Raw genomic sequence first — 24,390 nt, forward strand, 5'->3', positions numbered from 1 at the left:
GAATCGAGCCGAGGTCACTCGCAACGCAAGCCGTCTTCGGGCACCGTGCCGTCGACGAGGTAGGCCTCGACGGCGCTGTCCACGCACGTGTTTCCCTTGTTGTACCCGGTGTGGCCCTCGCCGACGCGGGTGATCAGAACGCCCTCGTCGAGCTGTCCTGCGAGCGATTCCGACCACTCGTAAGGCGTCGCCGGGTCGTTCGTCGTCCCGACCACGACGATGGGAGCCGCGCCCGTGGCGTGGATCTCTCCGCGCGTTCCCGTCGGCGGGTACGGCCACACCTCGCAGGAGTCAGGGCCCTCCCAGTACGGGGCGATCGTCGGCGCGCCCTCGGCGATCTTCGCCTTCTGGGCGGCCTCGGCGTCGGGGTCGTCCTCGACCGGATAGTCCATGCAGTTGTATGCGCGGAACGCCTCGCTGGAGTTGTCGGTGTAGGCCCCGTTCTCGCGGCCGTTGTAGAAGTCGGCGAGCACGAACGCCGTCGACGGGTCGCCCTGGAGCGCCTCGTCGAGCGCCTGCGTGAGGTACGACCAGCTGTCTTCGGAGTAGAGCGCGGCGATGATGCCCGTCATGAGGGCATCGGCGCCCAGCATCCGTCCGTCGCCGTTCTTGAGCGGCGTCGCGTCGACGCTCGCGAGCAGCGCTCCGAGATCGGTCATGGCCTCGTCGACCGTGCCGCTGAACGGGCAGTCACCGGAATCGAGACAGCTCTGCATGTAGGCGCGCAGTGCCGATTCGAAGCCGAGCGCCTGCGTCGTGCCGACCTCGAGCCCGGAGACCGCCGGGTCGATCGCACCGTCGAGCACCAGGCTGCCGACGCGGTCGGGATACAGCTCGGCGTAGGTCGCACCGAGGAAGGTGCCGTAGGAGTAGCCGAGATAGTTGAGCTTCTTGTCGCCCAGCACCGCGCGGATCAGATCCATGTCGCGCGCCGAGTTGATCGTCGTGATGTGCGGAAGGATGCCTCCGCTGTTCGCGTCGCAGGCCTCGGCGAACTTCTTGTGGGCATCGAGCAGCTCGGCTTCCCATTCCGCCGATCCTCGCGGCGAAGACGGGATCGAGTACAGGTATTCGTCCATGTCGGCCGCGTCGTAGCACTTCACGGCGGTCGATCGGCCGACCCCGCGCGGGTCGAACCCGATCACGTCGAAGTTGTCGATCAGGTCCTGGCCGACCGCGAACGTGAGGCTGTCGTGGATGAGATCGTAGCCGCTCGCGCCCGGCCCGCCGGGGTTGGTCAGCAGAGAGCCCTTCGCGGTACCCGAGGCCTGGTGGCGTACCACGGCGAGGGTGATCTCGCCGTCGGCAGGGTTCTCCCAGTCGAGCGGAGCGGTCACCTCCGTGCAGTCGAGGCCGGCGCCGCAGTTCTCCCACGCGAGCGCCTGCCCGTAGAACGGAAGGAGGTCGTCGGCGACGCCGTCGGTGTCGGGCGCGTTGGTCGCCGAAGGCCTCTGCTCGGGGATCATCGAGTACAGGCAGCCGGTCAGGGCGACGGATGCCGCGGCGAGGCCGGCGATCACCGACACGGCGCGGCGAAGGCGAGAAGTCGGTCGAGTGTTCACGGGGTCCTCCCGCTCGTGACAGTCACGAGCAAGCTCTCCAGGGCGAGCAGTGGTGCGACGTTGCGCTCCAGCGACTGGCGCGTCTCGGCAAGGTGATCAAGTACGACAAGAGTACGGGTCTGCGACCAGGCATCGGCGAGCGAACTCAGCTCGGCGCGAAGCTCGCGGTTGATCAGATCTTCTGGGCGTCCGAACTGCAGCATCACGACGTCGCGGAACATCGACTGCAGATCGGTGAGAACGCGGTCGATGCCGTCGCGCAGACTGCGCGTGGCCCGCTTCTTCTGATCATCTTCGAGAGCCGACAGCTGCGACCGCAGCGCGGGTGGCACGGCTTGGCCTTCGGCGACGCCGACCGTGCGCAGCAGAGATGCCCGCTCCGAGGCGTCGCGTTCGGCGGTGAGAGCCTTCGCGTCTTCGGTCGCGGCCTGGATGATCTGCCCCGCGACCTCGACGGCGTCGCCGACTCCGCGCACCCCGATGACGGAGCGGAGCGTCTGATCCCGGCGACGGCGGGCCGCATCATCGGTCGCGAGCCGCTGCGCCATGCCGATGTGTCGTTGCGCGTGGCGCGCCGCCTGCTCGGCGACCTCCTCGTCGACTCCCGTGCGCAGGCTGATCAGCCGCGCGACGTCGGCGACATCGGGCTCACGCAGTCGCAGCGAACGGACCCGCGAGCGGATGGTCGGGAGCAGATCGGCTTCGCTCGGAGCGCACAGGATCCACACGGTCTGCTCCGGCGGCTCTTCGAGGGCCTTCAGCAGCACGTTCGAGGTGCGCTCGACCATGCGGTCGGCGTCTTCCACGACGATCACGCGGTACCGGCCGGCTGAAGGAGCGAAATACGAGCGCTCGACGAGCGAGCGGGCCTCGGCGATCGTGATGATGACCTTGTCGGTGCGCAGCGCCGTGACGTCGGGATGAGTGCCCGCGAGCACCTGGCGCATCGCCGCTTCATCGTCCGGTCGATCGGCGACCAGCGCGGCCGCGAAGGCGTACGCGAGGGTCGACCGGCCCGACCCGGGAGGGCCTGTGATCAGCCACGCATGCGAGAGAGCCGCGGGATCGGATGCTGCGTCGCGCAGCGTCTCGACCGCGGCATCCTGCCCCCAGACATCGCCCCACGGGAATGCGGCGGCGACGGTCTGGGTCATGCACCCAGCGTAACCTGCGGGACGGACGTCGCCTCTCGCGGGAAGCTGCGCCCGTGCGGGCGTGGTCCGCCACCACGTTGCTGACGCGCCACCCCGCTTGCGACGTCGAGAACATGGTGGCGTGTGAAGAACGTGATGGCGTGCCGAAACAGCTGGCGGCCGGGACCGGGCGTTGCGACCCGCAGGCGCCCGTCTCAGCTCAGGAGCGCTTCGACCCGGGCTCTGATCGCGGCGGCGATGTCCTCGACGGATGAGTCCGCGTCCAGCACGAGGAACCGCTCGGGTTCGGCGTCTGCAAGGGCGAGGTACGCGTCTCGGACGCGACCGTGGAACTCGGCCTTCTCGGCTTCGAGACGATCGAAGGGCTTATCGGCCGAGTCCAGTCGTTCGCGGGCCGCGGCAGGGTCGAGGTCGAGCAGCAGCGTCAGGTCGGGCAGCGCACCCTCTGCAGCCCAGAGCGACAAGTCGCGGATCTCGGTGCCGTCGAGCACGCGACCTGCTCCCTGGTACGCGACCGAGGAATCGAGGTAGCGATCCTGTAGCACGATCTCGCCGCGTTCCAGCGCGGGGCGGACGACCGTCGCGACGTGGTGCGCGCGATCGGCCGCGTACAGCAGTGCTTCCGCTCGCGGTGCGATGTCGCCGCGGTGGTGCAGCACGATGTCGCGGATGAGCTGGCCGACCTCGGAGCCGCCGGGTTCACGCGTGCGGACGACGGTGCGTCCGGCATCCGTCAACCAGTCCGCGAGCAGGTTCGCCTGCGTCGTCTTCCCCGAGCCGTCTCCACCCTCGAGCGTGATCCACGAACCGCGGCTCGGCGTCACGAGCCGGCTTTCGCCGCAGCGTTGGCCGCACGCGTCGCTGCGGCCTTCTTGGCCGCCGCCGAGCGGGCCGCGGCCTTCTCGGCATCCGTCGGCGCCTTCTTCGCAGCCGCCTTCTTGGCGGGAGCCTTCTTCGCGGGAGCCTTCTTGGCTGCGGCGCCGCGCTTGGGGGCCGGCCCCTTCGCACGCTTGTCAGCCAGCATCTGCGCCGCGATCTCGAACGTGATGTCGGTGACCTGCTGGCCCCGCGGGATCGTGACGTTCGTCTCGCCGTCGGTCACGTAGGCGCCGAAGCGCCCGTCGCGGATGCGGATCGGCTTGCCGCTCACCGGGTCTGCCTCGAACTCGGCGAGCGCGCTCGACGCACGACGAGAGCCGGCGCCGTACTTCGGCTGCGCGTAGATCTCGAGGGCCTGTTCGACTGTGACGTCGAAGATCTGGGACTCGCTCTCGAGGGAGCGGGAGTCGGTGCCCTTCTTCAGGTAGGGACCGTACCGGCCGTTCTGCGCGGTGATCTCCTCCCCCGATTCGGGGTCCTTGCCGACGACCCGCGGCAGGCTGAGCAGTTGCAGCGCGGTCTCGAGGTCGATCGTGTCGACCGACATGGAGCGGAACAGCGAACCTGTTCGCGGCTTGGGGGCCGCTTCCTTCTTCGCGCCTCGCTTCGGCTTCGGGGCCTCGACGACCTCGCCCGTGGTCTCGTCGACAGCCGCGTCGTCGGAGACAGGGTCGTTCTCCTGCACATACGGCCCGAATCGGCCGTCCTTGACGACGATGATCTTGCCGTTCTCGGGGTTCTCGCCGAGCACGCGGTCGCCAGCGACCGGAGCATCGATGAGCTCCTGCGCCTTCTCGGCGGTGAGCTCGTCGGGAGCGAGGTCTTCGGGCACGTTGACGATGCGCGGCTTCTCGTCGGGCGCGTCGGGGTTGGCCACCTCGAGGTACGGCCCGTACTTGCCGAAGCGAAGGGTCGCGGTCTCGGTGATCGGCGTGGAGTTCAACGCCCTGGCGTCGATCTCTCCGAGGTTGTCGACGACCTGACGCAGCCCGACGTGTGAGTCGGATCCGTAGTAGAAGGACTTGAGCCATTCCACGCGCTTCTGCTCGCCTCGGGCGATCGCGTCGAGGTCGTCTTCGAGAGCGGCGGTGAAGTCGTAGTCGATGAGATCGGCGAAGTGCTCCTCGAGCAGACGTACGACACTGAAGGCCAGCCAGGTCGGCACGAGGGCCTGCCCGCGCTTGGTGGCGTAGCCGCGGTCGATGACGGTGCCGATGATGCTGGCGAACGTGGACGGACGGCCGATGCCGTGCTCTTCCAATGCCTTCACCAGCGACGCCTCGGTGTAGCGGGGCTTCGGAGTCGTGCGGTGGCCCTTGGCCTCAGCATCCGACATCCGCAGCTCGTCGCCCACGGCGACGATGGGCAGCGACTGGTCGTCCGACGCGTCCTGCGAGTTGCGCTTCTCGTCACGTCCTTCTTCGTACGCCTCGAGGAAGCCCTTGAAGGTGTAGACGGTTCCGGATGCCGTGAACTCGACGTTCTGCCCGGCGGCGTCGACCGCGATCGTGACCGTCGTGGTCTCGTACTTCGCATCTGCCATCTGGCTGGCGACGGTGCGCTTCCAGATCAGGTCGTAGAGACGCATCTCTTCACGATCGAGCTGGGAGGAGACGGATGCTGGGGTGCGGAACTTCTCGCCCGACGGACGGATCGCCTCGTGGGCCTCCTGCGCGTTCTTGCTCTTCGACTTGTAGACGCGCGGCTTGAGCGGCACCGCGCTGTCGCCGTACAGCGATACGGCCTGACTCCGCGCCGCCTGCACCGCTTGGGTGCTCAGCGCCGTGGAGTCGGTGCGCATATAAGTGATGTACCCCTTCTCGTAGAGGCGCTGGGCGACGCTCATCGCCTGCTTCGCGCTCATCGAGAGCTTGCGGCCTGCCTCCTGTTGCATCGTGGAGGTCGTGAACGGGGCGTAAGGGCTGCGCGTGCCGGGCTTCGCCTCGACCTTGGTGACCGTGCCGACGCCGGTCGCCTCGACGGCGTGCGCAAGGGCTGCCGCCTTCTTCTCGTCGAGGATGACGACGGCCTTCTTCAGCTTTCCGAGGTCGTCGAAGTCGGTGCCACGGGCCAGCTGTCCGCCGTCGACGCGCACCAGACGGACCTTGAAGGCGGAGGCCGATGACGCGAGAGCCTCGACGTCCCAGTACTCGGCCGAGACGAACGCCATGCGCTCGCGCTCACGGTCGACGATCATGCGAGTGGCTGCAGACTGGACGCGTCCGGCGGAGAGGCCGGTCTTCACCTTGTACCAGAGAACCGGCGAGACGTCCCAGCCGTAGAGACGGTCGAGGATGCGTCGGGTCTCCTGCGCGTCGACCAGGTCGATGTCGAGTTCGCGGGTGTTGCCGACCGCTGCCTGGATCGCGTCCTTGGTGATCTCATGGAAGACCATGCGCTTCACAGGGACCTTCGGCTTCAGCGTCTCGAGCAGGTGCCAGGCGATCGCCTCGCCTTCGCGGTCCTCATCAGTGGCGAGCAGGAGCTCGTCGGCGCTCTTCAGTGCGCGCTTGAGCTCGGCGACGGTCTTGGTCTTGCGGTCGGAGACCACATAGTAAGGATCGAAGCCGTTCTCGACGTCGATCGAGTACTTCCCGTAGGCCTCCTTGTCGGCGGCCGGGATGTCCTTCTTGTCTGCGAGGTCGCGGATGTGCCCGACCGAGCTCAGCACCTCGTAGCCGTCGCCGAGGTACCCCTGAATAGACCGCATCTTCGTCGGGGACTCGACGATGACGAGTTTCTTGCCTTGAGCCAAGGGTGCATCCTTTCTTCGAAGCACACCATACACACCACTGTGACGGGCCTGCCGCAGTGATCCGTGTACGAGCCGCCGTCAGTTCCCCTCGGGTGGCCCTGCTCGGGCTCGGGAGACGGCAGCCAGTCCAGCGTACGCCGCCTCGACCTGCACGGTCGCCACGAAGCCCTCGAGCACGCAGCCGGTGAGCGAGGCTCCTGAGGCAGCGGCGACCCTGGCGGCGAGCACGCAGGGGTCGTCAGATGCGGCGATCGCGCCGCTCGCGGCATCCGCCGCCGCCAGGGCCGCCGCATCCGCCGCACCGGCCGCGCGCTGTGCGGTGACGGCCGCTCCGCCGACCGCCGCGAGACCGATCGACAGCGCCCCGGCGACGACGAGGACTCCGGCGGCGAGCGCCGAGCCCGCCATCAGAGTCCTCCGCTGAGCGCGCAGCTCGACGCTCGCATCGGCAGCGTGAGGAGCCCGCCGATCGCGATGTCGACGCTCGCAGTGACGCAAACCAGATCGCCCTCGCTACGGCTGCTGAGGCCCGCACCGGGCACCGCTGCCGCGACCACTCCCGATGCGGCATCCGCCCCCTCCCCTCGTCCGAGGAGGCGCGCGGCGTCTGCCGCTGCGTCTTGCAGCGATACCTGGCGCGAGGCCGCGCCGAGGGCGCCCGCGCCGAGCAGGAGCGTGAGGACGACGGCGGGCAGCGCGAGCGCGAGCTCGGCCGCGACCGATCCTCTGTCGCACCCGACGCGACGGCGCATCATGAGACCGTGAGAGCCCGGCGCACCATGTCGGTGAGGATGCCTCGCACCTCGTCGGAGCGCAGGACGAAGACGAGGGCGCCTGCGAAGGCCACTGCCGCCATGGTCGTGATGACGTACTCGGCGGTCGCTGCCCCGGTGTCGTCTCCGAACAGCTGTGCGGCACGACGGCGGGTGAGGGTGGGGATGGTGTTCATGGTCGTTCCTTCTTTCTTAGGTGGGTGGTTCCGGTCGGTTACAGCGGGAGGGAGGTGGAGGTGATCACACTGAGGAGCAGCGGAGCCACGCCGAGCAGCATGAAGGCCGGCAGCGTGCACACGCCCAACGGGATCAGCAGGCGAGTCGAGAGAGCTGCGGCCCGCATCCGTCCGGCGATGCGAGCTGCGTGCCGATCTTGGGCGGCCGATGCGCGCAGCAGCTCGCCCGCGGGAACACCGGCGGCACGAGACAGCTCGAGCACGGTGTCGATGCGCTCTCGTCCGCCGTGCCGCGACGCCGGGCTCTCGGCGACCAGGCGCAGCGCGCGCTCGACCGAGGCCCCGCCGGCCAGCGCCACCGCGACCAGCTCGGCCTGCATGCCCGGAGTGCCGGGGGCGGGCTTCGCGCGATCGAGCAGCCTCTTCGTCCACATCCGCGCGGCGAGCATGAGCAGGAGTCCCAGCACCACGCATACGGCGCCGATCGGGTTGCCCACGATCACGCTGATCGTGTCGAACCCGAGTGCGAACCCGAGCAGGAGCCCGGCGAACGGCATCAGCAGCAGAAGCCGCGCGGTACCCGCAGGCTCCGCCAGCGCGATGCGCACATCGTCGGCGGCCGAGGCCGCGTCGCGCAGCGTTTCGGCGATCATGCGCAGCACCTCTGCGAGCGGCGCACCGACCGTCGTCGCGATCTCCCAGGCGGCGGCGAGATCGAGCCATGCTCCACCCTCGGCTTCGATCGCGGCCGTCAGCAGCATCCCCTCCTGCGCGCGGGAGACGACGGCTGCCGCATGGGCATCGCCGGTCTCGGCCAGGTGCTTCCAGGCGACGAGCGGCACCGCTCCGGCCTGAAGCAGCACAGCGAGGGTCTGCACGCTGGTCGCGGCATCCGCCGCCCCTTGGTCGACTGCGGCGCGACGACGCAGCCTCACCACGGCTGCACCTCTTCGATGCCGAGCCGGTCTCCGACCAGGGTGAACCGCCCCGCCTGGGCGATGCGGCGCGTGCCACCGGGTGCCCGCGCCAGGTGCAGCACGATCGTGAACGCGCTGACCACCTGCCGGGCGAGAGCCGTCGCGTCCATCGCGGCGAGCGCACCGAGCGCTTCGAGCCGGGCTGGCACGTCGAGCAGACCGCTGGCATGGAGCGTGCCGGCTCCCCCGTCGTGTCCGGTGTTCAGAGCGGTCAGGAGTTCGCGCACCTCTTCGCCCCGGCACTCGCCGACGATCAGCCGGTCGGGCCTCATGCGCAGAGATTCGCGGACGAGCCGCGCGAGGCTGATCCCTCCGGCGCCCTCGAGGTTGGCCTGTCGCGCCTCCAGCGCCACGTGGTGGGGATGGCGCGGTCTCAGCTCGGCGACATCTTCGATCGTGACGATCCGCTCCGCCGTCGGCGCCTCGGACAGCAGCGCCGACAGCAGGGTGGTCTTGCCCGTACCGGTCCCTCCGGTGATCAGGATGTTCGCCCTCTCGCCGACCAGCTGCAGGAGCCACGCCTGCTGTCGAGCGTCGAACGCGCCCAGCGCGGCGAGCGCGTCGAGATCGGCCGCGCGCACCCTCGGGATGCGGATCGACAGCGCGGTGCCGGAGGTCGACACCGGCGCCAGCACGGCGTGCACGCGGATGCCCGACTCGAGCCGTACGTCGACGCACGGAGCCTGATCATCGAGGTGCCGCCCGCCGAGTCCCACGAGCGCGACGGCGAGATCGCGCACCTCGCGCTCTGATGCCGCCCAGTCGGTCACCGCTTCGGCACCGTGGCCGCGGTCGATGAACAGACCGGCGGCGCCGTTCACGAAGATGTCCGTCACCTCGTCGTCTGCGCAGTGCACGGCGAGCGGGCCGAACGCGGGATCGACGGTGAGCGGTGCGTTCGTCTGGGCGAGGTCAGGGCCTTGCCCTCGAGGTCGGATGACGAAGGACTCGGGCATGCCCTGACGGTAGGCGGATGGACTCTCACGGCGTCAGGAGATCGGCCGCGAATCCCCCAACGTGTGCACAACTTCTCATCGAGACCGATTGTGCAGGCCGAGCCCGGGGACCGCTCCCACATGGAGAAGGGCGGCACCTCGCGGGGGGAACGAGATGCCGCCCACGGCGGCTGCCGATCGGGGGAATCGGGCGCGCCAAGGCCGGAATGAGAATTCGGCTGTGGTCGAGTGTACGCAAGGCGACCGTCCTGACAAAACCCACAGCACTACCTACTTTCGGCAGTATGCGACTCCCGCGCCCGAGACTAGATTGGCGCCTGCCGGGGCCCGATCTCCTCGTGGTCCGGCGCGCACGACACCCCATCGCCGCAAAGGAGCGCCTGCCGATGAGCAGCCAGATCGATCATCTTCTCGATGAGACCCGTCAGTTCCCGCCGTCCGAGGAGTTCGTGGCGCAGTCCATCGCCTCTCCCGCGCTCTACGAGCGCGCCGCCGCAGATCGCGAAGGATTCTGGGCCGACCAGTCCCGCGAACTCTTGCACTGGCACAAACCCTTCACGCAGGTCCTCGACTGGTCAGCACCGCCGTTCGCGAAGTGGTTCGACGACGGCGAGCTGAACGTCTCGTACAACTGCCTCGACCGGCACGTCGAGGCGGGCAACGGCGAGCGGATCGCGCTGCACTGGGAGGGCGAGCCGGGTGACTCGCGCGCCATCACCTACGCCGAGCTGACCGACGAGGTCAAGCGCGTGGCCAACGTCCTGCAAGGTCTCGGCGTGGGTCAGGGCGATCGCGTCGCGATCTACCTGCCGATGATCCCCGAGGCGATCGCTTCGATGCTCGCTGTCGCGCGGCTCGGCGCCACCCATTCGGTCGTGTTCGGCGGGTTCAGCGCCGACAGCCTGCGCTCACGCATCGACGACGCCGGGGCGAAGGTCGTGATCACGGCAGACGGCGGCTACCGCAAGGGCAAGGTGTCGCCCCTCAAGCCGGCGGTCGATCAGGCGCTCGCCGACCGCGGGGAAGGAGAGCAGCAGACCGTCGAGCACGTCCTCGTCGTCAAGCGCGGCGGCAACGAGGTGGAATGGAACGACGATCGCGATCTGTGGTGGCACGACGTGGTGCCGACGGCATCCGCCGATCACGAGGCGCAGCCGTTCCCCGCTGAGAACCCGCTCTTCATCCTCTACACCTCGGGCACGACCGGGAAGCCGAAGGGAATTCTGCACACCTCCGGCGGATACCTGACTCAGGCCGCTTACTCGCACAAGTACGTGTTCGACCTGCACCCCGAGACCGACGTCTACTGGTGCACGGCCGACATCGGCTGGATCACCGGACACAGCTACGTCGCCTACGCCCCGCTCGCGAACGGCGCCACCCAGGTGCTCTACGAAGGCACGCCGGATGCTCCTCACCCCGGTCGCTGGTGGGAGATCATCGAGAAGTACAAGGTGTCGATCTTCTACACCGCCCCGACCGCGATCCGCTCGTTCATGAAGATCGGGCGGGCGGTGCCGAACAAGTTCGATCTGACGTCGCTGCGCGTGCTCGGCTCGGTGGGCGAGCCCATCAACCCCGAGGCGTGGATGTGGTACCGCGAGGTCATCGGCGCGGGCAAGACGCCGATCGTCGACACCTGGTGGCAGACCGAGACCGGCGCCATGATGGTGTCGGCCCTCGCGGGTGTGACCGCCACCAAGCCGGGATCCGCTCAGGTCCCCCTTCCCGGAATCTCGATCGATGTGGTCGACGAGTCGGGTTCAGAGGTCGGCAACGGCAACGGCGGGCTGCTCGTGATCACCGAGCCGTGGCCCAGCATGCTCCGCGGCATCTGGGGAGACCCCGAGCGCTACAAGGAGACCTACTGGGAGAAGTTCGAGGACCAGGGCTACTACTTCGCCGGAGACGGCGCGCGACTCGACGACGACGGCGACCTGTGGCTGCTCGGACGTGTGGATGACGTCATGAACGTCTCAGGGCACCGGCTCTCGACCGCCGAGATCGAGTCATCGCTGGTCGCGCACGAGGCGACAGCAGAGGCCGCTGTGGTCGGGGCGTCCGACGAGACCACAGGGCAGGCGGTGGTCGCCTTCGTCATCATCAAGGAGAGTTATCTCGCCGAGCACGATCCTGCGGGCCTCGCACAGCAGCTGCGGCTGTGGGTCGGTGAGCAGATCGGCGCGATCGCCCGCCCCCGCGACGTGTACGTGGTCGGCGAGCTGCCCAAGACGCGCTCGGGCAAGATCATGCGGCGCCTGCTGCGCGATGTCGCGGAGGGACGAGAGGTCGGCGACACCACGACGCTCGCCGACACCGCGGTGATGAGCATCATCTCGGCGCAGGTGAAGTAGCCGCCACCGCTCGACCACCGGTCGTCGAGCGAGCGAAGCGAGACGAAACGCCTCATGTTCCGTAGAACATGAGGCGTTTCGTCTGGATCTCGGATGCCGTCAGGCGAGGATGAAGGTGACCTCGACCTCGACCGGGCTGTCGAGCGGCAGCACGGGAACGCCGACGGCCGCACGCGCGTGCCGACCGGCGTCGCCGAAGATCTCGCCGAGCACGGTGCTGGCGCCGTTGATGACGCCGGGCTGGCCGGTGAAGTCGGGAGTGGACGCCACGAAGCCGCCGACGCGAAGCACACCGGCGATGCGATCGAGGCCTCCGGCGGCATCTGCGGCGGCGGCGAGGGCGTTCAGCGCACAGGTGCGAGCGTAGAGATTCGCGTCTTCTGCGGAGACTTCGGCGCCGACCTTGCCGGTGGTCGGCAATGATCCACCGGAGAACGGGAGCTGTCCCGAGGTGTAGACGAGGTCGCCGTGGACGACCGCGGGAACGTAGGCCGCGACGGGCGCCGCGACGGCGGGCAGCTCGATGCCGAGCTCGGCGAGACGATCGGAGATGGTGGTCATGCCGCACCGCCTTCGAACTGGCGAGCCGCCTCGGCGGCGGCCGCGAGACCCGCGTTGGCCGAAGAATCCGCGACCACGGGGCGCTTGAAGTAGGCGACCAGTCCGCCCTCGGGTCCGGTCACGACCTGCACGAGCTCCCAGCCCTGCTTGCCCCAGTTGTTGAGGATCGCAGCCGTGTTGTGGATCAGCAGGGGCGTGGTGAGGTATTCCCACGTGGTCATGGCACTCCTATGCGCGGTCGGTCCGTCGAAAGCGGTTACTCAGGGAACTCCCTTACGATCAAGCGTATGCCCCAAAAGAATCGCACGGTGAAGAGCGTGCTCGGCGGCCTCGTCGGGCTCGTCGGCCTCAGCGTCGTCGCCGGACTCCTCGTCACGGCCAGCGTCACCCCCGTCCTCGCAATGACGGGCATCACCGGTTCGACCGCCTTCTCGCTCTTCGAGAAGCTGCCGGAGAACCTCAAGGTCAACGCTCCGATGGAGCAGTCCACGATCTACGCCACAGGGACCGACGGCAATCCCGTCGCACTGGCGTCGTTCTACGAGCAGAACCGCGTCCCGCTGAACTTCGACCAGGTCGCTCCCGTGATGTTCGACGCGATTCTCTCCAGCGAGGACAAGAACTTCTACTCTCACGGCGGCGTGAACCTCGGCGCGACGATCAAGGCCGCGTTCGGCAACGTGGTCGGCTCCACCGACCGCGGCGCCTCGACGATCACGCAGCAGTACGTGAAGAACGTGCAGATCCAGGAGTGCGAGCAGAACGTCGACACCTCTTCTAAGAACGCCGAGAACTACGACGCGCAGGTCAAGAAATGCTGGAGCGACTACGCCGTCGCCACCGGCAGCGAGGGCATCGAGCGCAAGCTGCGGGAGATGCGCTACGCGCTGCAGATCGAGAAGGACTACTCGAAGAACGACATCCTGCTCGGCTACCTGAACATCTCGAGCTTCGGCGGGCAGGTCTACGGCATCGAAGCCGCAGCCAACCGCTACTTCTCGACGACGGCTGCGAACCTCACCCTTGCGCAGGCGGCGACGATCGCCGGCATGGTTCAGGAGCCGAACACGCTCCGCATCGACCTGCCCAACGGGACCTGGACCGATAAAGACGGCGTTGCGCACAACAGCGCAGCCGACGGCTATGCAAAGACTCTCGAGCGCCGCAACTACGTGCTCGAGCGCATGCTGATCGACGGCAAGGTCACCCAGGCCCAGTACGACGAGGCCTACGCGACGCCCATCACACCGGCGATCAAGACGACGACGCAGGGCTGCACCACGGCCGGCGACAACGCGTACTTCTGCCAGTACGTGAAGTCGGTCATCGAGAGCGACCCTGCGTTTGGCGACAGCGTCGAAGAGCGCCGCGCCAACCTCCGCCGCGGCGGCATGCAGATCTATACGACGCTCGATATGCGCGTGCAGCAGCCCGCGATCGATCAGGTGCACGCACGGGTTCCTCAGACCATCCCCGGCATTCTCGTGGGCGGCACCGGCGTCTCGATCGAGACCAGCACGGGACGCATCCTTGCCATGGCACAGAACACCGCGTTCAACGAGACCACGACCGCCAATCTCGCCGCCGGTGAGACCTCTCAGGTCTTCGCCGCCGACAAGGCGCACTACGGCAGCACCTACGGCTTCGAGACCGGATCGACATACAAACTGTTCACCCTGCTCGAGTGGCTCAACAAAGGTCACTCGGTGAACCAGGTGCTCGATGGTCGTATCCGGACGATCAGCCCTTTCACGGCATGCGGCGAGAAGGTGACGAACAAGGAAAAGATCAACAACTTCGGCAATGGCGGCGGTTCGATCAGCAGCGTCGCCCGTTTCACCGCGCAGTCGCTCAACACCGGCTTCCTGGCGATGGCGCAGCAGCTCGACCTGTGCGACATCAACGAGGTGGCCAAGAGCCTGGGCGTGCACTACGGAAACGGTGACGACATCACCGTCGGCGGCACGAGCGCCAACACCTCGCCCAACGCTCCGTTCCCCTCCGTGCTGGGGTCGAAGAGCGTCGCTCCCCTGCAGATGGCGGGCGCTTACGCCGCCGTGGCCAACAACGGCATCTTCTGCGAGCCCAAGGCAATCGACCGCGTCGTCGGCAGCGATGGCCAGGACCGCAAGATCCCTGACACCACATGCACGCAGGTGCTTACGCCCGAGGTGGCCGCGACAGCAGCGTTCGCCCTGCGCGGCGTGATGGAGGGCGGCACGGGTGGCCAGGCCAAGCCCAACGACGGCATCCAGGTGATCGGCAAGACGGGTACCGCCGAGAAGGAGCACACGATGCTCATCGAGTCGAGTACCAAGGTCACGACCGCCGTCTGGGTCGGCAACATCGACGGACGCCAGAACCTCAGCCGGTTCCGCAACGGCGATGGCACGCCACTCAACAACATTCGCTACGGTCTGGCCCGCGCCATTCAGACCGCCGCGAACGCCACCTATGGCGGCGACCCGTTCCCGAAGCCGGATGACAAGCTCACGAAGCAGGTCATGGCCGATGTGCCGAATGTCGTCGGCCAGACCATCGAGCAGGCGACGGCGACCCTCGAAACTGCCGGCTTCACCGTCGCTGTCGGCGCCCCGGTCGACAGCGACCAGCCGACGAACATCATCGTCGCGCAGGACCCGTCAGGCCAGGCAGCCACCGGGACGACCATCACGATCTCGCCGAGCAACGGAACCGGCGCGACGATCCCGGCCTCCGTGATCGGCGAGTCGAAGGCGAACGCGCAGAACACCCTGTTCGGTGCCGGGTTCACCTCGATAGCGTTCGACAACTCGTGCAACCCGCCGAACGCGAAGGTGGCGACGACCGATCCCGCCGCAGGCACCGCCGCGAACAAGAGCACGACGATCCAGATCACGTGCCAGTGACCTCGATCCGCTCGGCCCACCCGGCCCTCATCGCGCTCGGCGCGGTGGGGGCCGCTGGCGCTGCCGCCGCGGTCTGGGGCATCGGCATCGAGCGCTACCTGTTCACCGTGCGGGAGGCGACGGCATCCGCTCTCGCTCCCGGCTCGATGCCCATCAAGGTGCTGCACATCTCCGACGCGCACATGGCTCCCTGGCAGCACCGCAAGCAGGATTGGCTGGCGTCACTGGCGCAGCTGCAACCGGATCTGATCGTCAACACCGGCGACAACCTCGGGCATCGTGACGGGCTCGAGGGAATCCGTCGGGCGTTCGAGCCCTTCGCCGGCATCCCCGGCATGTTCGTGCACGGGTCCAACGACGTCACCGAGCCCTCGCCGCGCAACCCGCTGCGGTACTTCTCGGGTCCCTCGAAGAAGCACCACAAGGCCCCCGAACTCGACACCGCCGCAATGGACGCGTTCTTCACGGACGAGCTCGGATGGACCGGTCTGAACAATACGGCCGCCCGCCTACAGGTCGCCGGCAACACTGTCGACTTCTTCGGCGTCGACGACGCGCATCGCAACTGGGACCGCCTCGACGATCTTCCCGCCGCGATCGATGCTCTCGGCCCTCGTCCTGACGGAGCCTCGGTCATCGGCGTGACGCATGCGCCGTACCAGCGGGTGCTGAACAGGTTCGTCGATCTCGGTGCCGAGGCGATCTTCGGCGGCCACACGCACGGTGGCCAGGTGTGCCTCCCCGGCTTCGGCGCGCTCGTGGCGAACTGCGACATCCCGCTGAAGCAGGCCAAGGGGCTCAGCACCTGGACCCATGATCACCGCACCGTGCCGCTGAACGTCAGCGCCGGCTGCGGGCACTCGATCTATGCGCCGGTGCGCTTCGCCTGCAGGCCCGAAGCGACATTGCTGACGCTCACGGCGCGATGACGCAAACGCCGGCAGACCGCGAGCCCAGCGCCCTGCCGCTCGGTGGCTACTGGCTCGGGTTGCTGTTCGCCGGCGTGCCCGCACTCTTCGCGAGTCGCATCGTCTACTCGGTGACTCTGCCGTCCGGACCCGATGTCGGGCTGGCCGACAGCATCCTGACCGCGGTTATGCTCTGCGTGCCGCTGATCGCGGTCGTCGCCTATTACCGCTCCGCCCGCCGATGGGGGTATTCAGCATCACTGGCGCTCGCGGCGCTCGTGGTCCTGCTCATCTGGGCCGGCACCGCTGTGGCTCTCGTGATGAACTCGTTCGGCGAGATGTCTCTCGAGAGCCTCGACCCGGAACCGGTCGCCGTGGCCCGCGACCTCTCCGAATCGTTGCTCAGGGCAAGCGCCTGCCTCCTCACAGTCAACGCGGCCTGTGCCCTTGCTCTGAACGCCGAGGACTGGCCCGGCCGTGCCGCGCGCGTCCTGTTCATCGCTTCAGCGTCGCTCTGGGGAATGCTCATCGCCCTTCCCGTCCTCGTCGCGATGCTGACCGGACGGTGAACACGATGCCCTCTCCCCCGATTCGCCCTTTCCCCCTCCTCTCTTGTAGACTCGGAGGGTTGCAAAACGGGGTGTGGCGCAGCTTGGTAGCGCGCTTCGTTCGGGACGAAGAGGTCGCAGGTTCAAATCCTGTCACCCCGACCAGTAACACCGGAAGGCCGCCCTCAGGGGCGGCCTTCTCTGTACCGGGATGTGTGAGAGGAGAACGTGGCGATGAGCTCACGACGACGCTTCGTCCGCATCGCGACGATCGCCATCGGCGTTCCGTTCCTCGCCGTGATCGCCTTCCTCGCCCTGACTCCACGACGCATCGAGGAGCGCATCCCGAACGTGCTCGACCTGGTGCTCGCGACCGCGCATCGACTCGGCTGGACGTCTCTCGATTTCATGACCCTCGAGATCCTCGCGAACGTTCTCGTGTTCATCCCGGTCGGCATAATCGCCTACGTCTTCGCACCGCGCAGACTCCGGTGGCTGGCGCTGCTGGCGGGTCCTGCAGCATCCGTGTCCATCGAACTCGTCCAGCTGCTCGCGCTGCCGAACCGGGTCCCTTCGATCGCCGACGTCGCCGAGAACGTGCTCGGGGCGACGATCGGCGTCGCCCTGTGCGCACTGGCGAGCAGAGTTCTCAACTCCCCCGCATCCGCATCTCCTACTCTGGAAACATCATGACTACGCCTGCCCTCGTCGCCTTCGACCTCGATGACACGCTCGCTCTCTCGAAGAGTCCCATCAGCCCCCGCATTGCCGAATTGCTGCGTGCCCTGCTGCACCGGGTCGAAGTCGCGATCATCTCGGGCGGCAACGAGGCCCAGTTCCGCACACAGGTCATCGCTCAGCTCGGAGAGACGGACGCCGCCGCGCTCGGCCGCCTGCATCTGCTCCCCACCTGCGGCACACGCTACCTGCGCCACGACGGCACCTCGTTCGCACCGCTCTATGCGCACGATCTCACCGACGACGAGAAGACGAGAGCACTCACCGCACTGCGCGAGGAAGCCGATCGGCTCGGGCTGTGGGAGACGGAGCCCTGGGGCGAGATCCTCGAGGACCGCGGCTCACAGATCACGTTCTCGGCCCTCGGGCAGAAAGCCCCGGGCGACGCCAAGCACGCATGGGATCCCAGCGGCGCCAAGCGTCTGACTCTGCGCGACGCCGTCGCGGCCCGCGTACCCGACCTCGAGGTGCGCGCCGGCGGTTCGACGTCGATCGACATCACCCGCGCGGGCATCGACAAAGCCTACGGTATGACGCAGCTGGCCGAGTTCACCGGCATCCCCCTCTCCTCGATGCTGTTCTACGGCGACCGTCTCGATGAGGGCGGCAACGACTATCCGGTGCTCGCCCTCGGCGTGCCCTCGGTGGCGGTCGACGGCTGGGAAGACACGGCCGACAAGCTCGACGAGCTGCTGAAGGCCCTCTGAACTCGTAGGGGCCTCGACCTCTAGCATGGCGTCATGGATGCTCTGCTCATCGTCGTCATCACAGCCGCCGTCGCGAGCATCGCGTGCTGGGTGCTCTCTCTGATCACCCGAGACACCTCATGGGTCGATCGCGCATGGTCGATCGTTCCTGTCGTCTACGCCTGGATCTTCGTCGTCGGCGGGTTCGCCCGCGGCGACGGGTCGGCCCGCATCGTGGTCATGGCCGTGCTGATCACCGCCTGGGGCATCCGCCTCACCGCGAATTTCGCGCGCAAGGGCGGCTACACGGGCATGGAGGACTACCGCTGGGCGATCCTGCGCAAAAGGATGAGGCCTTGGCAGTTCCATATCTTCAACCTGCTGTTCATCGTCGGGTACCAGATGACGCTCCTGGTGCTCATCACCCTGCCGGTCGATCTCGCCGCGCGGCACCCGAGCGCATTGACGATCTGGGATCTGCTGTTCGCCGCCGCGTTCATCTTGTTCCTCCTGGGCGAGACCGCGGCCGACCAGCAGCAATGGAGCTTCCACCAGCGCAAGAAGCAGGCGGGAGGGGTTCTCCCGCCCGGCTTCGCCACTCTGGGGCTGTTCCGCTACAGCCGCCACCCCAACTTCTTCTTCGAGCAAGCCCAGTGGTGGGCGCTGTACGCGATCGGTGCGACAGCGGCGGTGGCCTCCGGAGCCGGTGCACTCGGCGTCGTGAACCCGACGGTCGTCGGCCCCGCGCTGCTGTCAGTGCTCTTCATCGGCTCGACGATCTTCACCGAGTCGATCACGGCGTCGAAGTACCCCGACTACGCGGTCTACCGGCGCACCACATCGATGCTGGTGCCCTGGCTGCCACGCCGGGCTGCATCCCGAGACGCCTGACGGCTCTCCTGCCGGATCAGCGCGCCGCGATCTCCGACACCGAACGCGACACCGGCACCAGTCGGGTGAGCTGCGTGACGTGCGTGGGCTCGAGTTCTGCGAGGGACGAGACGCCGAGCAGGCGCATGGTGCGCTCGATTTCGCCGCGCAGGATCGCGATCGTCCGGTCGACTCCCTCGCGTCCGCCGGCCATCAGGCCGTACAGGTATGCCCGGCCGATGAGCGTGAAGTCCGCGCCGAGCGCGACCGAGGCGACGATGTCGGCGCCGTTCATGATTCCGGTGTCGATCATGACGGTGAAGTCGCCGCCGACCGCTTCGCGGACCTTCGGCAGGAGGTGGAACGGGATCGGCGCACGATCGAGCTGCCGCCCGCCGTGATTCGACAGCACGATGCCGTCGACACCGGCGTCTTTCAATCGCAGCGAGTCCTCGACGTTCTGCACGCCCTTGATCACGATCTTGCCGGGCCAGAGGTCGCGGATGACGGCGAGGTCGTCGTAGCTGATCGTGGGATCCATGGCGGCGTCGAGCAGTTCGCCGACGGTGCCGCCCGTGGTGCTGAGCGAGGCGAACTCCAGCTTCGGAGTGGTGAGGAAGTCGTACCACCACCACGGCCGCGGAATCGCGTTGACGATCGTGCCGAGGGTCAGCTGCGGCGGGATGCTGAACCCGTTGCGCTTGTCGCGCAGACGCGCACCGGCGACCGGAGTGTCGACCGTGAAGTGCAGGGTGTCGAAACCGGCTGCCGCAGCGCGCCGGGTGAGCTCGTAGGAGATCTCGCGATCGCGCATGACATACAGCTGGAACCAGTTCCTTCCTGGAATGGGTCCCTGAGGCTCTCGAAGGGTGACGGCCTTGACGCCCTCGATAGACGTCGTGCCGAGCGTCGACAGGGTGAACGGGATGCCGGCAGCGGCCGCGGCTCCCGCGCCAGCCACCTCGCCCTCGGTCTGCATGAGGCGGGTGAAACCGGTCGGCGCGATGCCGAAGGGCAGCGCCGATGGTCCGCCGAGGATGTCGACGGAGGTGTCGACATGAGGCGCCGGTCGCAGGATGCCGGGGTGGAACTCCACGTCCTGGAAAGCCTGGCGGGCGCGTGACAGCGACAGCTCTCCCTCGGCCGCACCGTCGGTGTAATCGAAGGCGGCCTTGGGCGTGCGACGCTTGGCGATCGTGCGGAGGTCGGCGATCGTCAGGGCGGCGTCGAGACGGCGCTTCTTGCCGTTCAGCTCGGGCTTCTTGAACTTCATCAGTTCGAGCAGCTCAGCGGGATTGGGTACCTGGCGCTGGACCATGGCGCTCCTTCAGTGCGTGGTGGGGGTTTCTCGGGTCAGGCCCGTGGCGGTGTAATAGCCGGTGATGTGGCGTCGGACCAGAGTGCCGGCGACCTCGGCCTCGCCGGCGTCGACGGCCGAGACGATCGCGCGGTGCTCAGCCCGCAGGTGGGCGGCCATGGCCTCCCAGTCGACGACGGATGCCGCTCCCGCCTGCACGTAGGATTCGATCGCCGTGCGCAGCCCCGCCATCATCGCCGAGATCACAGAGTTGCCGCTGGCCTCGGCGAGGGCGAGGTGCAGCTGCGCATCGAGGGCGAGGAACTCCTCTGGCGCGAGACCCTCTGCATCCATCGCATCCAGCAGACGGTGGACGGTCGACGTGTCTCGATCGACGGATCGCGCCAGCGCGGTCACGACCGCGTCTTCGAGCACGAGTCGCGTCTGCACGACGTCGGTCAGCGGGAATCCCTGAGCGGCAACCTGGAGCCTCAGCAGGGCGGACATGCCACCGGAGGGTGTGGCGATGACGATCGCCCCGGACTGCGGTCCGGAACCGGTCGCCGTGCGGATGAGACCCATGACCTCGAGCACCCGCAGCGCCTCGCGGACGCTGGAACGGCCGACGCCGAGATCGGCTGACAGGTCGCGCTCGGAGGCGAGACGGTCGCCCGGTCCGAGCCGGCCGGCGAGAAGGTCGCGCTCGATGTGCTCGAGCACGATGCGCCATGCACGGCGCTGCTCCGGCATCCGCTCCCCCTCGACTCTGTGGTCTGACCACAGTAGCGTGTGTGGTCAGACCGCGCAACAGTCTCTGGTCATTGAGCGAGCGCAGCGAGACGAAACGCGCGATCGACCGTACGACAGAAGTCGAGAGAACGGTTCCGCGTTTCGTCTCGTCGCTCCGCTCCTCGCTCAACGACCGGGCACGGGACAGGCTGCCGTACCCGTCGGCGCGGGTTGGCGGGCTCAGCCCAGGCGGCCGCCGGACTCCTGCAGGTAGCACGAGCCGCAGAGCGACTCGTAGGTGGTGACCTCGGGGGCTGCCTCACCCTCGGCACCCTCGTCGATCGCGACCTGGTCGCCGTCGAAGACGAAACGCCCTCCGACCACGCGGCCGTTGAACACGGCCTTGCGGCCGCAGCGGCAGATCGTCTTCAGCTCCTCGAGCGAGTGGGCGATCGCGAGCAACCGCGCCGAGCCGGGAAAGGCATGCGTGAGGAAGTCGTTTCGGATGCCGTAGGCGATCACCGGGATGCCGTCCTCCACCGCGATGCGGAAGAGGTCGTCGACCTGGGCTGGCGTGAGGAACTGCGCCTCGTCGATGAGCAGGCACGCGATGTCTTTGCCCTCGGCGTGCTCGGCGAAGAGCACTCTGGCGTCAGCATCCGCCTCGACCAGGAAGTCGACCTCTCGCGTCATGCCCAGACGGCTGGAGATCTCGGATGCGCCCTTGGTGTCGATCGCGGGCTTCGCGAGCAGCACGTGCTGGCCGCGCTCTTCGTAGTTGTACGCCGCCTGCAGCAATGACGTCGACTTGCCCGAGTTCATCGCTCCGTAGCGGAAATAGAGCTTGGCCACGATGCGGTCAGGCGTTGATGCCGAGGACCTCGGCGGTGGCCGCGGTCGAGGTCGCGGCTGCGGCAGCATCCGCATTCAGCTTCTTGCCGAACGTCGGAATGAGAGAGCGCAATTCCGGCTCCCAGCTCGGGTACTCCTTCGGGAAGCACTTCTTCAGCAGATCGAGCATGATCGGCACTGCCGTCGACGCGCCCGGCGATGCGCCCAGAAGGCCTGCGATCGAGCCGTCGGCCGAAGAGACGACCTCGGTGCCGAACTGCAGGATGCCGCCCTTCTTCGGGTCCTTCTTCATGACCTGCGCTCGCTGACCGGCGTCGATGAGGGTCCAGTCCTCATCCTTCGCGGTCGGCATGAAGGTGCGAAGGCTATCGACCTTCTTGCGATGGTTCTTCAGCAGCTCGCTGACCAGGTACGTGATCAGGTCGGGGTTCGCGAACGCGACCCGCAGCATCGGCCACAGGTTGTGCGGGCGCACCTGGGTGACGATGTCGAGCATCGACCCCTTCTTCAGGAACTTCGGGCTGAACGTCGCGAACGGACCGAACATGAGCGACGATTCGCCGTCGACGACGCGGGTGTCGAGGTGCGGCACCGACATGGGCGGAGCGCCGACCGACGCCTGCGAGTACACCTTGGCCTTGTGCTGCGCGACGACCTTCGGGTTCGTTGTCTTGAGGAACTGGCCGCCGATCGGGAAGACGCCATAGCCCTTGATCTCGGGGATGCCCGAGCGCTGCAGCAGCTTCAGCGCCCAGCCGCCCGCGCCGACGAAGACGAAGCGCGCCTTGATCTGGTTCGGGGTGTGACCGAGCGTGTTGCGGTAGCTGAGCAGCCAGCCGCCGTCCTTCTGCTTCTTGAGGTTCTTGACCTCGTGGTTCAGGCGCAGATCGACACCCGAGGCCGTGAGGTGGTCGAAGAGCTGGTGAGTGAGGGCACCGAAGTCGACGTCGGTACCCGCGGGCACGCGGGTGGCTGCGAACGGCTCGCCCTTGCGGCGCTTCTGCATGAGCAGCGGCGCCCACTTGTTGATGACGCGAGAGTCTTCGCTGTACTCGATGCCCTCGAACAGGGGCTGCTTCTTGAGCACCTCGTAGCGGTCCTTGAGGTACGCCACGTCCTTCTCACCGCGCACGAACGTCATGTGCGGAGTCGCGTTGATGAACGTCTTGGGTTCGTCGAGCACACCCTTCTCGACGAGGGACGACCAGAACTGGCGGCTCTGCTGGAACTGCTCGTTGATGCTCACGGCCTTGGCCGGGTCGAGCGGCTCGCCCTTCACCTGCGGCATGTAGTTCAGCTCGCACAGGGCGGCGTGACCGGTGCCGGCGTTGTTCCAGGGGTTGGACGACTCCTGCGCCACATCGGAGAGCCGCTCGAAGGCGACGATCTTCCAATCCGGCTGCAGAGCGTGCAGCAGCGTACCCAGGGTGGCGCTCATGATGCCACCGCCGATCAGGACGACATCGACGTTTTCAGTCACCGCACCATTCTAGTTCGAGGGCACAGCACGACCGACCACGCCCACGGGCGCCACCAGAGCGGATCCGCATCGGGCGGATGCGCTCCGGCTATGACAGTCAGAGGGTGACGCTCAGACGGTGACGCTCAGGCGCTCCGCGAGGATCTCCGCGATCTGGACCGCGTTCAGCGCAGCGCCCTTGCGCAGGTTGTCGTTGCTGATGAACAGCACGAGACCCTTGCCCTCGGGTGCGGACTGGTCTGCACGGATGCGGCCGACGAAGCTCGGGTCCTTGCCTGCGGCGTACAGCGGCGTGGGGACTTCTTCGAGCTCGACTCCGGGAGCAGAGGCGAGGATCTCGGTCGCGCGAGCGGGCGTGATGTCGTTCGCGAACTCGGCGTGGATCGAGAGCGAGTGGCCCGTGAAGACCGGGACGCGCACGCAGGTGCCCGCCACGCGGAGGCCCGGCAGCTCGAGGATCTTGCGGCTCTCGTTACGGAGCTTCTTCTCCTCGTCGGTCTCGTTGTCGCCGTCGTCGACCAGGTTGCCCGCGAACGGGATCACGTCGAAGGCGATGGGAGCGACGTACTTCTCGGGCTGCGGGAAGTCGATGGAAGAGCCGTCGTGCACGAGACGGAGGGTGTCGCCCTGAGCGAGCACGCCCTCGACCTGGCCGAGGAGCTCCTGTGCGCCGGCGAGCCCTGAGCCGGAGACGGCCTGGTACGTCGACACGATGAGCCGCTCGAGGCCGGCCTCGGCGTGCAGCGCCTTGAGCACCGGCATCGCGGCCATCGTGGTGCAGTTCGGGTTCGCGATGATGCCCTTGGGGCGATCGTCGATCGCGTGCGGGTTGACCTCGCTGACCACGAGCGGAACCTCGGGATCGTTGCGCCATGCGCTGGAGTTGTCGACCACGACGGCGCCGGCCTCGGCGAAGCGCGGGGCATACGCGCGGCTGGCTGTCGCACCGGCGGAGAAGAGGGCGATGTCGATGCCCGCGGCATCCGCCGTCTCGACGTCTTCGACGATGACGGTCGCTCCCCCGAACTCGATCGCCGTACCCGCCGAGCGCGACGACGAGAACAGCCGCAGCTCACGGATCGGGAACGACCGCTCGGCGAGAATCTCGCGCATCACGGTGCCCACCTGGCCGGTGGCGCCCACGATGGCGACGGAGAGTCCTGAGTCGGAGATGCGGGTCATGAGGTTTTTCCTTGGCGTCGAACGAAAGCTGCGTTGCGAGACGCGAGGCGCGACGTCGGGGTGCG

At 67.6% G+C, this 24,390-nt stretch carries 23 protein-coding genes and 1 tRNA gene; 8 read left to right on the forward strand and 16 right to left on the reverse strand.

Features of this window, described 5'->3' with window-relative positions; translation table 11 throughout:
- Positions 1–14 precede the first annotated feature (14 nt).
- The 9 genes from QFZ53_RS17025 to QFZ53_RS17065 form a co-directional block, all read right to left on the reverse strand.
- Entirely contained in the window at positions 15–1,562 is a 1,548-nt protein-coding gene (locus tag QFZ53_RS17025; RefSeq protein ID WP_307298414.1) for an alpha/beta hydrolase, read from the reverse strand.
- On the reverse strand, positions 1,559–2,716 hold the full coding sequence (locus QFZ53_RS17030; protein ID WP_307298417.1) for a DNA polymerase III subunit delta': 1,158 nt from the start codon (positions 2,714–2,716) through the stop codon (positions 1,559–1,561). Before QFZ53_RS17030 ends, QFZ53_RS17025 begins: the two co-directional genes overlap by 4 nt.
- A gap of 194 nt (positions 2,717–2,910) precedes the next feature.
- Positions 2,911–3,540, reverse strand: a complete 630-nt coding sequence (gene tmk / locus QFZ53_RS17035; RefSeq protein WP_307298419.1) for a dTMP kinase — start codon at positions 3,538–3,540, stop codon at positions 2,911–2,913.
- The gene (gene topA / locus QFZ53_RS17040) at positions 3,537–6,350 is read right to left on the reverse strand and encodes a type I DNA topoisomerase (RefSeq protein WP_307298423.1); all 2,814 of its coding nucleotides are present in this window, start codon (positions 6,348–6,350) and stop codon (positions 3,537–3,539) included. The genes tmk and topA overlap by 4 nt, the downstream gene beginning before the upstream one ends.
- Positions 6,351–6,428: 78 nt before the next feature.
- Entirely contained in the window at positions 6,429–6,758 is a 330-nt protein-coding gene (locus QFZ53_RS17045) for a helicase (RefSeq protein ID WP_307298425.1), read from the reverse strand.
- Positions 6,758–7,102, reverse strand: a complete 345-nt coding sequence (locus tag QFZ53_RS17050; RefSeq protein ID WP_292910261.1) for a TadE family type IV pilus minor pilin — start codon at positions 7,100–7,102, stop codon at positions 6,758–6,760. The genes QFZ53_RS17045 and QFZ53_RS17050 overlap by 1 nt, the downstream gene beginning before the upstream one ends.
- Positions 7,102–7,299, reverse strand: coding sequence for a DUF4244 domain-containing protein (locus QFZ53_RS17055; protein WP_292910259.1), 198 nt, complete (start codon positions 7,297–7,299; stop codon positions 7,102–7,104). The genes QFZ53_RS17050 and QFZ53_RS17055 overlap by 1 nt, the downstream gene beginning before the upstream one ends.
- Before the next feature lie 38 nt (positions 7,300–7,337).
- A complete protein-coding gene (locus QFZ53_RS17060; RefSeq protein WP_307298432.1) occupies positions 7,338–8,237 on the reverse strand; it encodes a type II secretion system F family protein in 900 nt (299 codons plus the stop codon).
- Positions 8,231–9,232, reverse strand: a complete 1,002-nt coding sequence (locus QFZ53_RS17065; RefSeq protein ID WP_292910255.1) for a TadA family conjugal transfer-associated ATPase — start codon at positions 9,230–9,232, stop codon at positions 8,231–8,233. The genes QFZ53_RS17060 and QFZ53_RS17065 overlap by 7 nt, the downstream gene beginning before the upstream one ends.
- Before the next feature lie 386 nt (positions 9,233–9,618).
- Between QFZ53_RS17065 and acs the strand changes: the two genes are divergently transcribed.
- Complete coding sequence (gene acs, locus QFZ53_RS17070; protein WP_307298435.1) at positions 9,619–11,586, forward strand: acetate--CoA ligase; 1,968 nt, start codon at positions 9,619–9,621, stop codon at positions 11,584–11,586.
- A 99-nt stretch (positions 11,587–11,685) separates the two neighbouring features.
- Here the strand turns inward: acs and QFZ53_RS17075 are convergent, their stop codons facing one another.
- Together QFZ53_RS17075 and QFZ53_RS17080 are read right to left on the reverse strand one after the other, a co-directional pair.
- Positions 11,686–12,147 (reverse strand): RidA family protein, encoded by a 462-nt coding sequence (locus tag QFZ53_RS17075; RefSeq protein WP_307298437.1) that lies wholly within the window; start codon positions 12,145–12,147, stop codon positions 11,686–11,688.
- On the reverse strand, positions 12,144–12,368 hold the full coding sequence (locus QFZ53_RS17080; RefSeq protein WP_292910249.1) for a hypothetical protein: 225 nt from the start codon (positions 12,366–12,368) through the stop codon (positions 12,144–12,146). Before QFZ53_RS17080 ends, QFZ53_RS17075 begins: the two co-directional genes overlap by 4 nt.
- 66 nt (positions 12,369–12,434) lie before the next feature.
- Here QFZ53_RS17080 and QFZ53_RS17085 point away from each other — a divergent pair, with 66 nt between their 5' ends.
- The 7 genes from QFZ53_RS17085 to QFZ53_RS17115 all read left to right on the forward strand — a co-directional run bounded on the left by QFZ53_RS17085 (position 12,435) and on the right by QFZ53_RS17115 (position 18,806).
- Positions 12,435–15,035, forward strand: a complete 2,601-nt coding sequence (locus tag QFZ53_RS17085; RefSeq protein ID WP_307298440.1) for a transglycosylase domain-containing protein — start codon at positions 12,435–12,437, stop codon at positions 15,033–15,035.
- On the forward strand, positions 15,032–15,964 hold the full coding sequence (locus QFZ53_RS17090; protein WP_373426336.1) for a metallophosphoesterase: 933 nt from the start codon (positions 15,032–15,034) through the stop codon (positions 15,962–15,964). Before QFZ53_RS17085 ends, QFZ53_RS17090 begins: the two co-directional genes overlap by 4 nt.
- On the forward strand, positions 15,961–16,512 hold the full coding sequence (locus tag QFZ53_RS17095) for a hypothetical protein (RefSeq protein WP_307298442.1): 552 nt from the start codon (positions 15,961–15,963) through the stop codon (positions 16,510–16,512). The genes QFZ53_RS17090 and QFZ53_RS17095 overlap by 4 nt, the downstream gene beginning before the upstream one ends.
- 67 nt (positions 16,513–16,579) lie before the next feature.
- Positions 16,580–16,656: transfer RNA gene (locus QFZ53_RS17100), tRNA-Pro, on the forward strand.
- Positions 16,657–16,725: 69 nt separating this feature from the next.
- Entirely contained in the window at positions 16,726–17,184 is a 459-nt protein-coding gene (locus tag QFZ53_RS17105; protein ID WP_307298444.1) for a VanZ family protein, read from the forward strand.
- The gene (locus tag QFZ53_RS17110) at positions 17,181–17,936 is read left to right on the forward strand and encodes an HAD-IIB family hydrolase (protein WP_307298448.1); all 756 of its coding nucleotides are present in this window, start codon (positions 17,181–17,183) and stop codon (positions 17,934–17,936) included. The genes QFZ53_RS17105 and QFZ53_RS17110 overlap by 4 nt, the downstream gene beginning before the upstream one ends.
- Before the next feature lie 33 nt (positions 17,937–17,969).
- Positions 17,970–18,806, forward strand: coding sequence for a DUF1295 domain-containing protein (locus QFZ53_RS17115; RefSeq protein WP_307298450.1), 837 nt, complete (start codon positions 17,970–17,972; stop codon positions 18,804–18,806).
- A gap of 16 nt (positions 18,807–18,822) precedes the next feature.
- On the opposite strand, the gene QFZ53_RS17120 is transcribed toward QFZ53_RS17115, so the two are convergent.
- The 5 genes from QFZ53_RS17120 to QFZ53_RS17140 form a co-directional block, all read right to left on the reverse strand.
- Entirely contained in the window at positions 18,823–20,103 is a 1,281-nt protein-coding gene (locus QFZ53_RS17120) for an alpha-hydroxy acid oxidase (RefSeq protein WP_307298452.1), read from the reverse strand.
- Positions 20,104–20,112: 9 nt separating this feature from the next.
- Complete coding sequence (locus QFZ53_RS17125; RefSeq protein WP_307298454.1) at positions 20,113–20,832, reverse strand: FadR/GntR family transcriptional regulator; 720 nt, start codon at positions 20,830–20,832, stop codon at positions 20,113–20,115.
- Between the two features lie 219 nt (positions 20,833–21,051).
- Positions 21,052–21,663 carry a thymidine kinase gene (locus QFZ53_RS17130; RefSeq protein ID WP_292910234.1) on the reverse strand — a complete coding sequence of 204 codons (612 nt, stop codon included), beginning with the start codon at positions 21,661–21,663 and terminating at the stop codon, positions 21,052–21,054.
- Positions 21,664–21,670: 7 nt separating this feature from the next.
- Positions 21,671–23,143 (reverse strand): malate:quinone oxidoreductase, encoded by a 1,473-nt coding sequence (locus QFZ53_RS17135; RefSeq protein ID WP_373426299.1) that lies wholly within the window; start codon positions 23,141–23,143, stop codon positions 21,671–21,673.
- Positions 23,144–23,254: 111 nt separating this feature from the next.
- Complete coding sequence (locus QFZ53_RS17140; protein ID WP_307298456.1) at positions 23,255–24,325, reverse strand: aspartate-semialdehyde dehydrogenase; 1,071 nt, start codon at positions 24,323–24,325, stop codon at positions 23,255–23,257.
- Positions 24,326–24,390 lie beyond the last annotated feature (65 nt).

The sequence above is a fragment of the Microbacterium natoriense genome (genome assembly GCF_030816295.1).
GTDB classification, from domain to species: domain Bacteria; phylum Actinomycetota; class Actinomycetes; order Actinomycetales; family Microbacteriaceae; genus Microbacterium; species Microbacterium natoriense_A.

Excerpts from the sequence above, each read along its gene's own strand:
- QFZ53_RS17030 (WP_307298417.1), bottom strand. The coding sequence starts at position 2,716 with ATGACCCAGACCGTCGCCGCCGCATTCCCGTGGGGCGATGTCTGGGGG.
- QFZ53_RS17080 (WP_292910249.1), bottom strand. The coding sequence starts at position 12,368 with ATGACCACGTGGGAATACCTCACCACGCCCCTGCTGATCCACAACACG.
- QFZ53_RS17115 (WP_307298450.1), top strand. The coding sequence starts at position 17,970 with ATGGATGCTCTGCTCATCGTCGTCATCACAGCCGCCGTCGCGAGCATC.
- QFZ53_RS17140 (WP_307298456.1), bottom strand. The coding sequence starts at position 24,325 with ATGACCCGCATCTCCGACTCAGGACTCTCCGTCGCCATCGTGGGCGCC.
- QFZ53_RS17120 (WP_307298452.1), bottom strand. The coding sequence starts at position 20,103 with ATGGTCCAGCGCCAGGTACCCAATCCCGCTGAGCTGCTCGAACTGATG.
- QFZ53_RS17065 (WP_292910255.1), bottom strand. The coding sequence starts at position 9,232 with ATGCCCGAGTCCTTCGTCATCCGACCTCGAGGGCAAGGCCCTGACCTC.
- QFZ53_RS17055 (WP_292910259.1), bottom strand. The coding sequence starts at position 7,299 with ATGAACACCATCCCCACCCTCACCCGCCGTCGTGCCGCACAGCTGTTC.
- QFZ53_RS17075 (WP_307298437.1), bottom strand. The coding sequence starts at position 12,147 with ATGACCACCATCTCCGATCGTCTCGCCGAGCTCGGCATCGAGCTGCCC.
- acs (WP_307298435.1), top strand. The coding sequence starts at position 9,619 with ATGAGCAGCCAGATCGATCATCTTCTCGATGAGACCCGTCAGTTCCCG.
- QFZ53_RS17045 (WP_307298425.1), bottom strand. The coding sequence starts at position 6,758 with ATGGCGGGCTCGGCGCTCGCCGCCGGAGTCCTCGTCGTCGCCGGGGCG.
- QFZ53_RS17095 (WP_307298442.1), top strand. The coding sequence starts at position 15,961 with ATGACGCAAACGCCGGCAGACCGCGAGCCCAGCGCCCTGCCGCTCGGT.
- QFZ53_RS17125 (WP_307298454.1), bottom strand. The coding sequence starts at position 20,832 with ATGCCGGAGCAGCGCCGTGCATGGCGCATCGTGCTCGAGCACATCGAG.
- QFZ53_RS17050 (WP_292910261.1), bottom strand. The coding sequence starts at position 7,102 with ATGCGCCGTCGCGTCGGGTGCGACAGAGGATCGGTCGCGGCCGAGCTC.
- QFZ53_RS17085 (WP_307298440.1), top strand. The coding sequence starts at position 12,435 with ATGCCCCAAAAGAATCGCACGGTGAAGAGCGTGCTCGGCGGCCTCGTC.
- QFZ53_RS17105 (WP_307298444.1), top strand. The coding sequence starts at position 16,726 with ATGAGCTCACGACGACGCTTCGTCCGCATCGCGACGATCGCCATCGGC.
- QFZ53_RS17110 (WP_307298448.1), top strand. The coding sequence starts at position 17,181 with ATGACTACGCCTGCCCTCGTCGCCTTCGACCTCGATGACACGCTCGCT.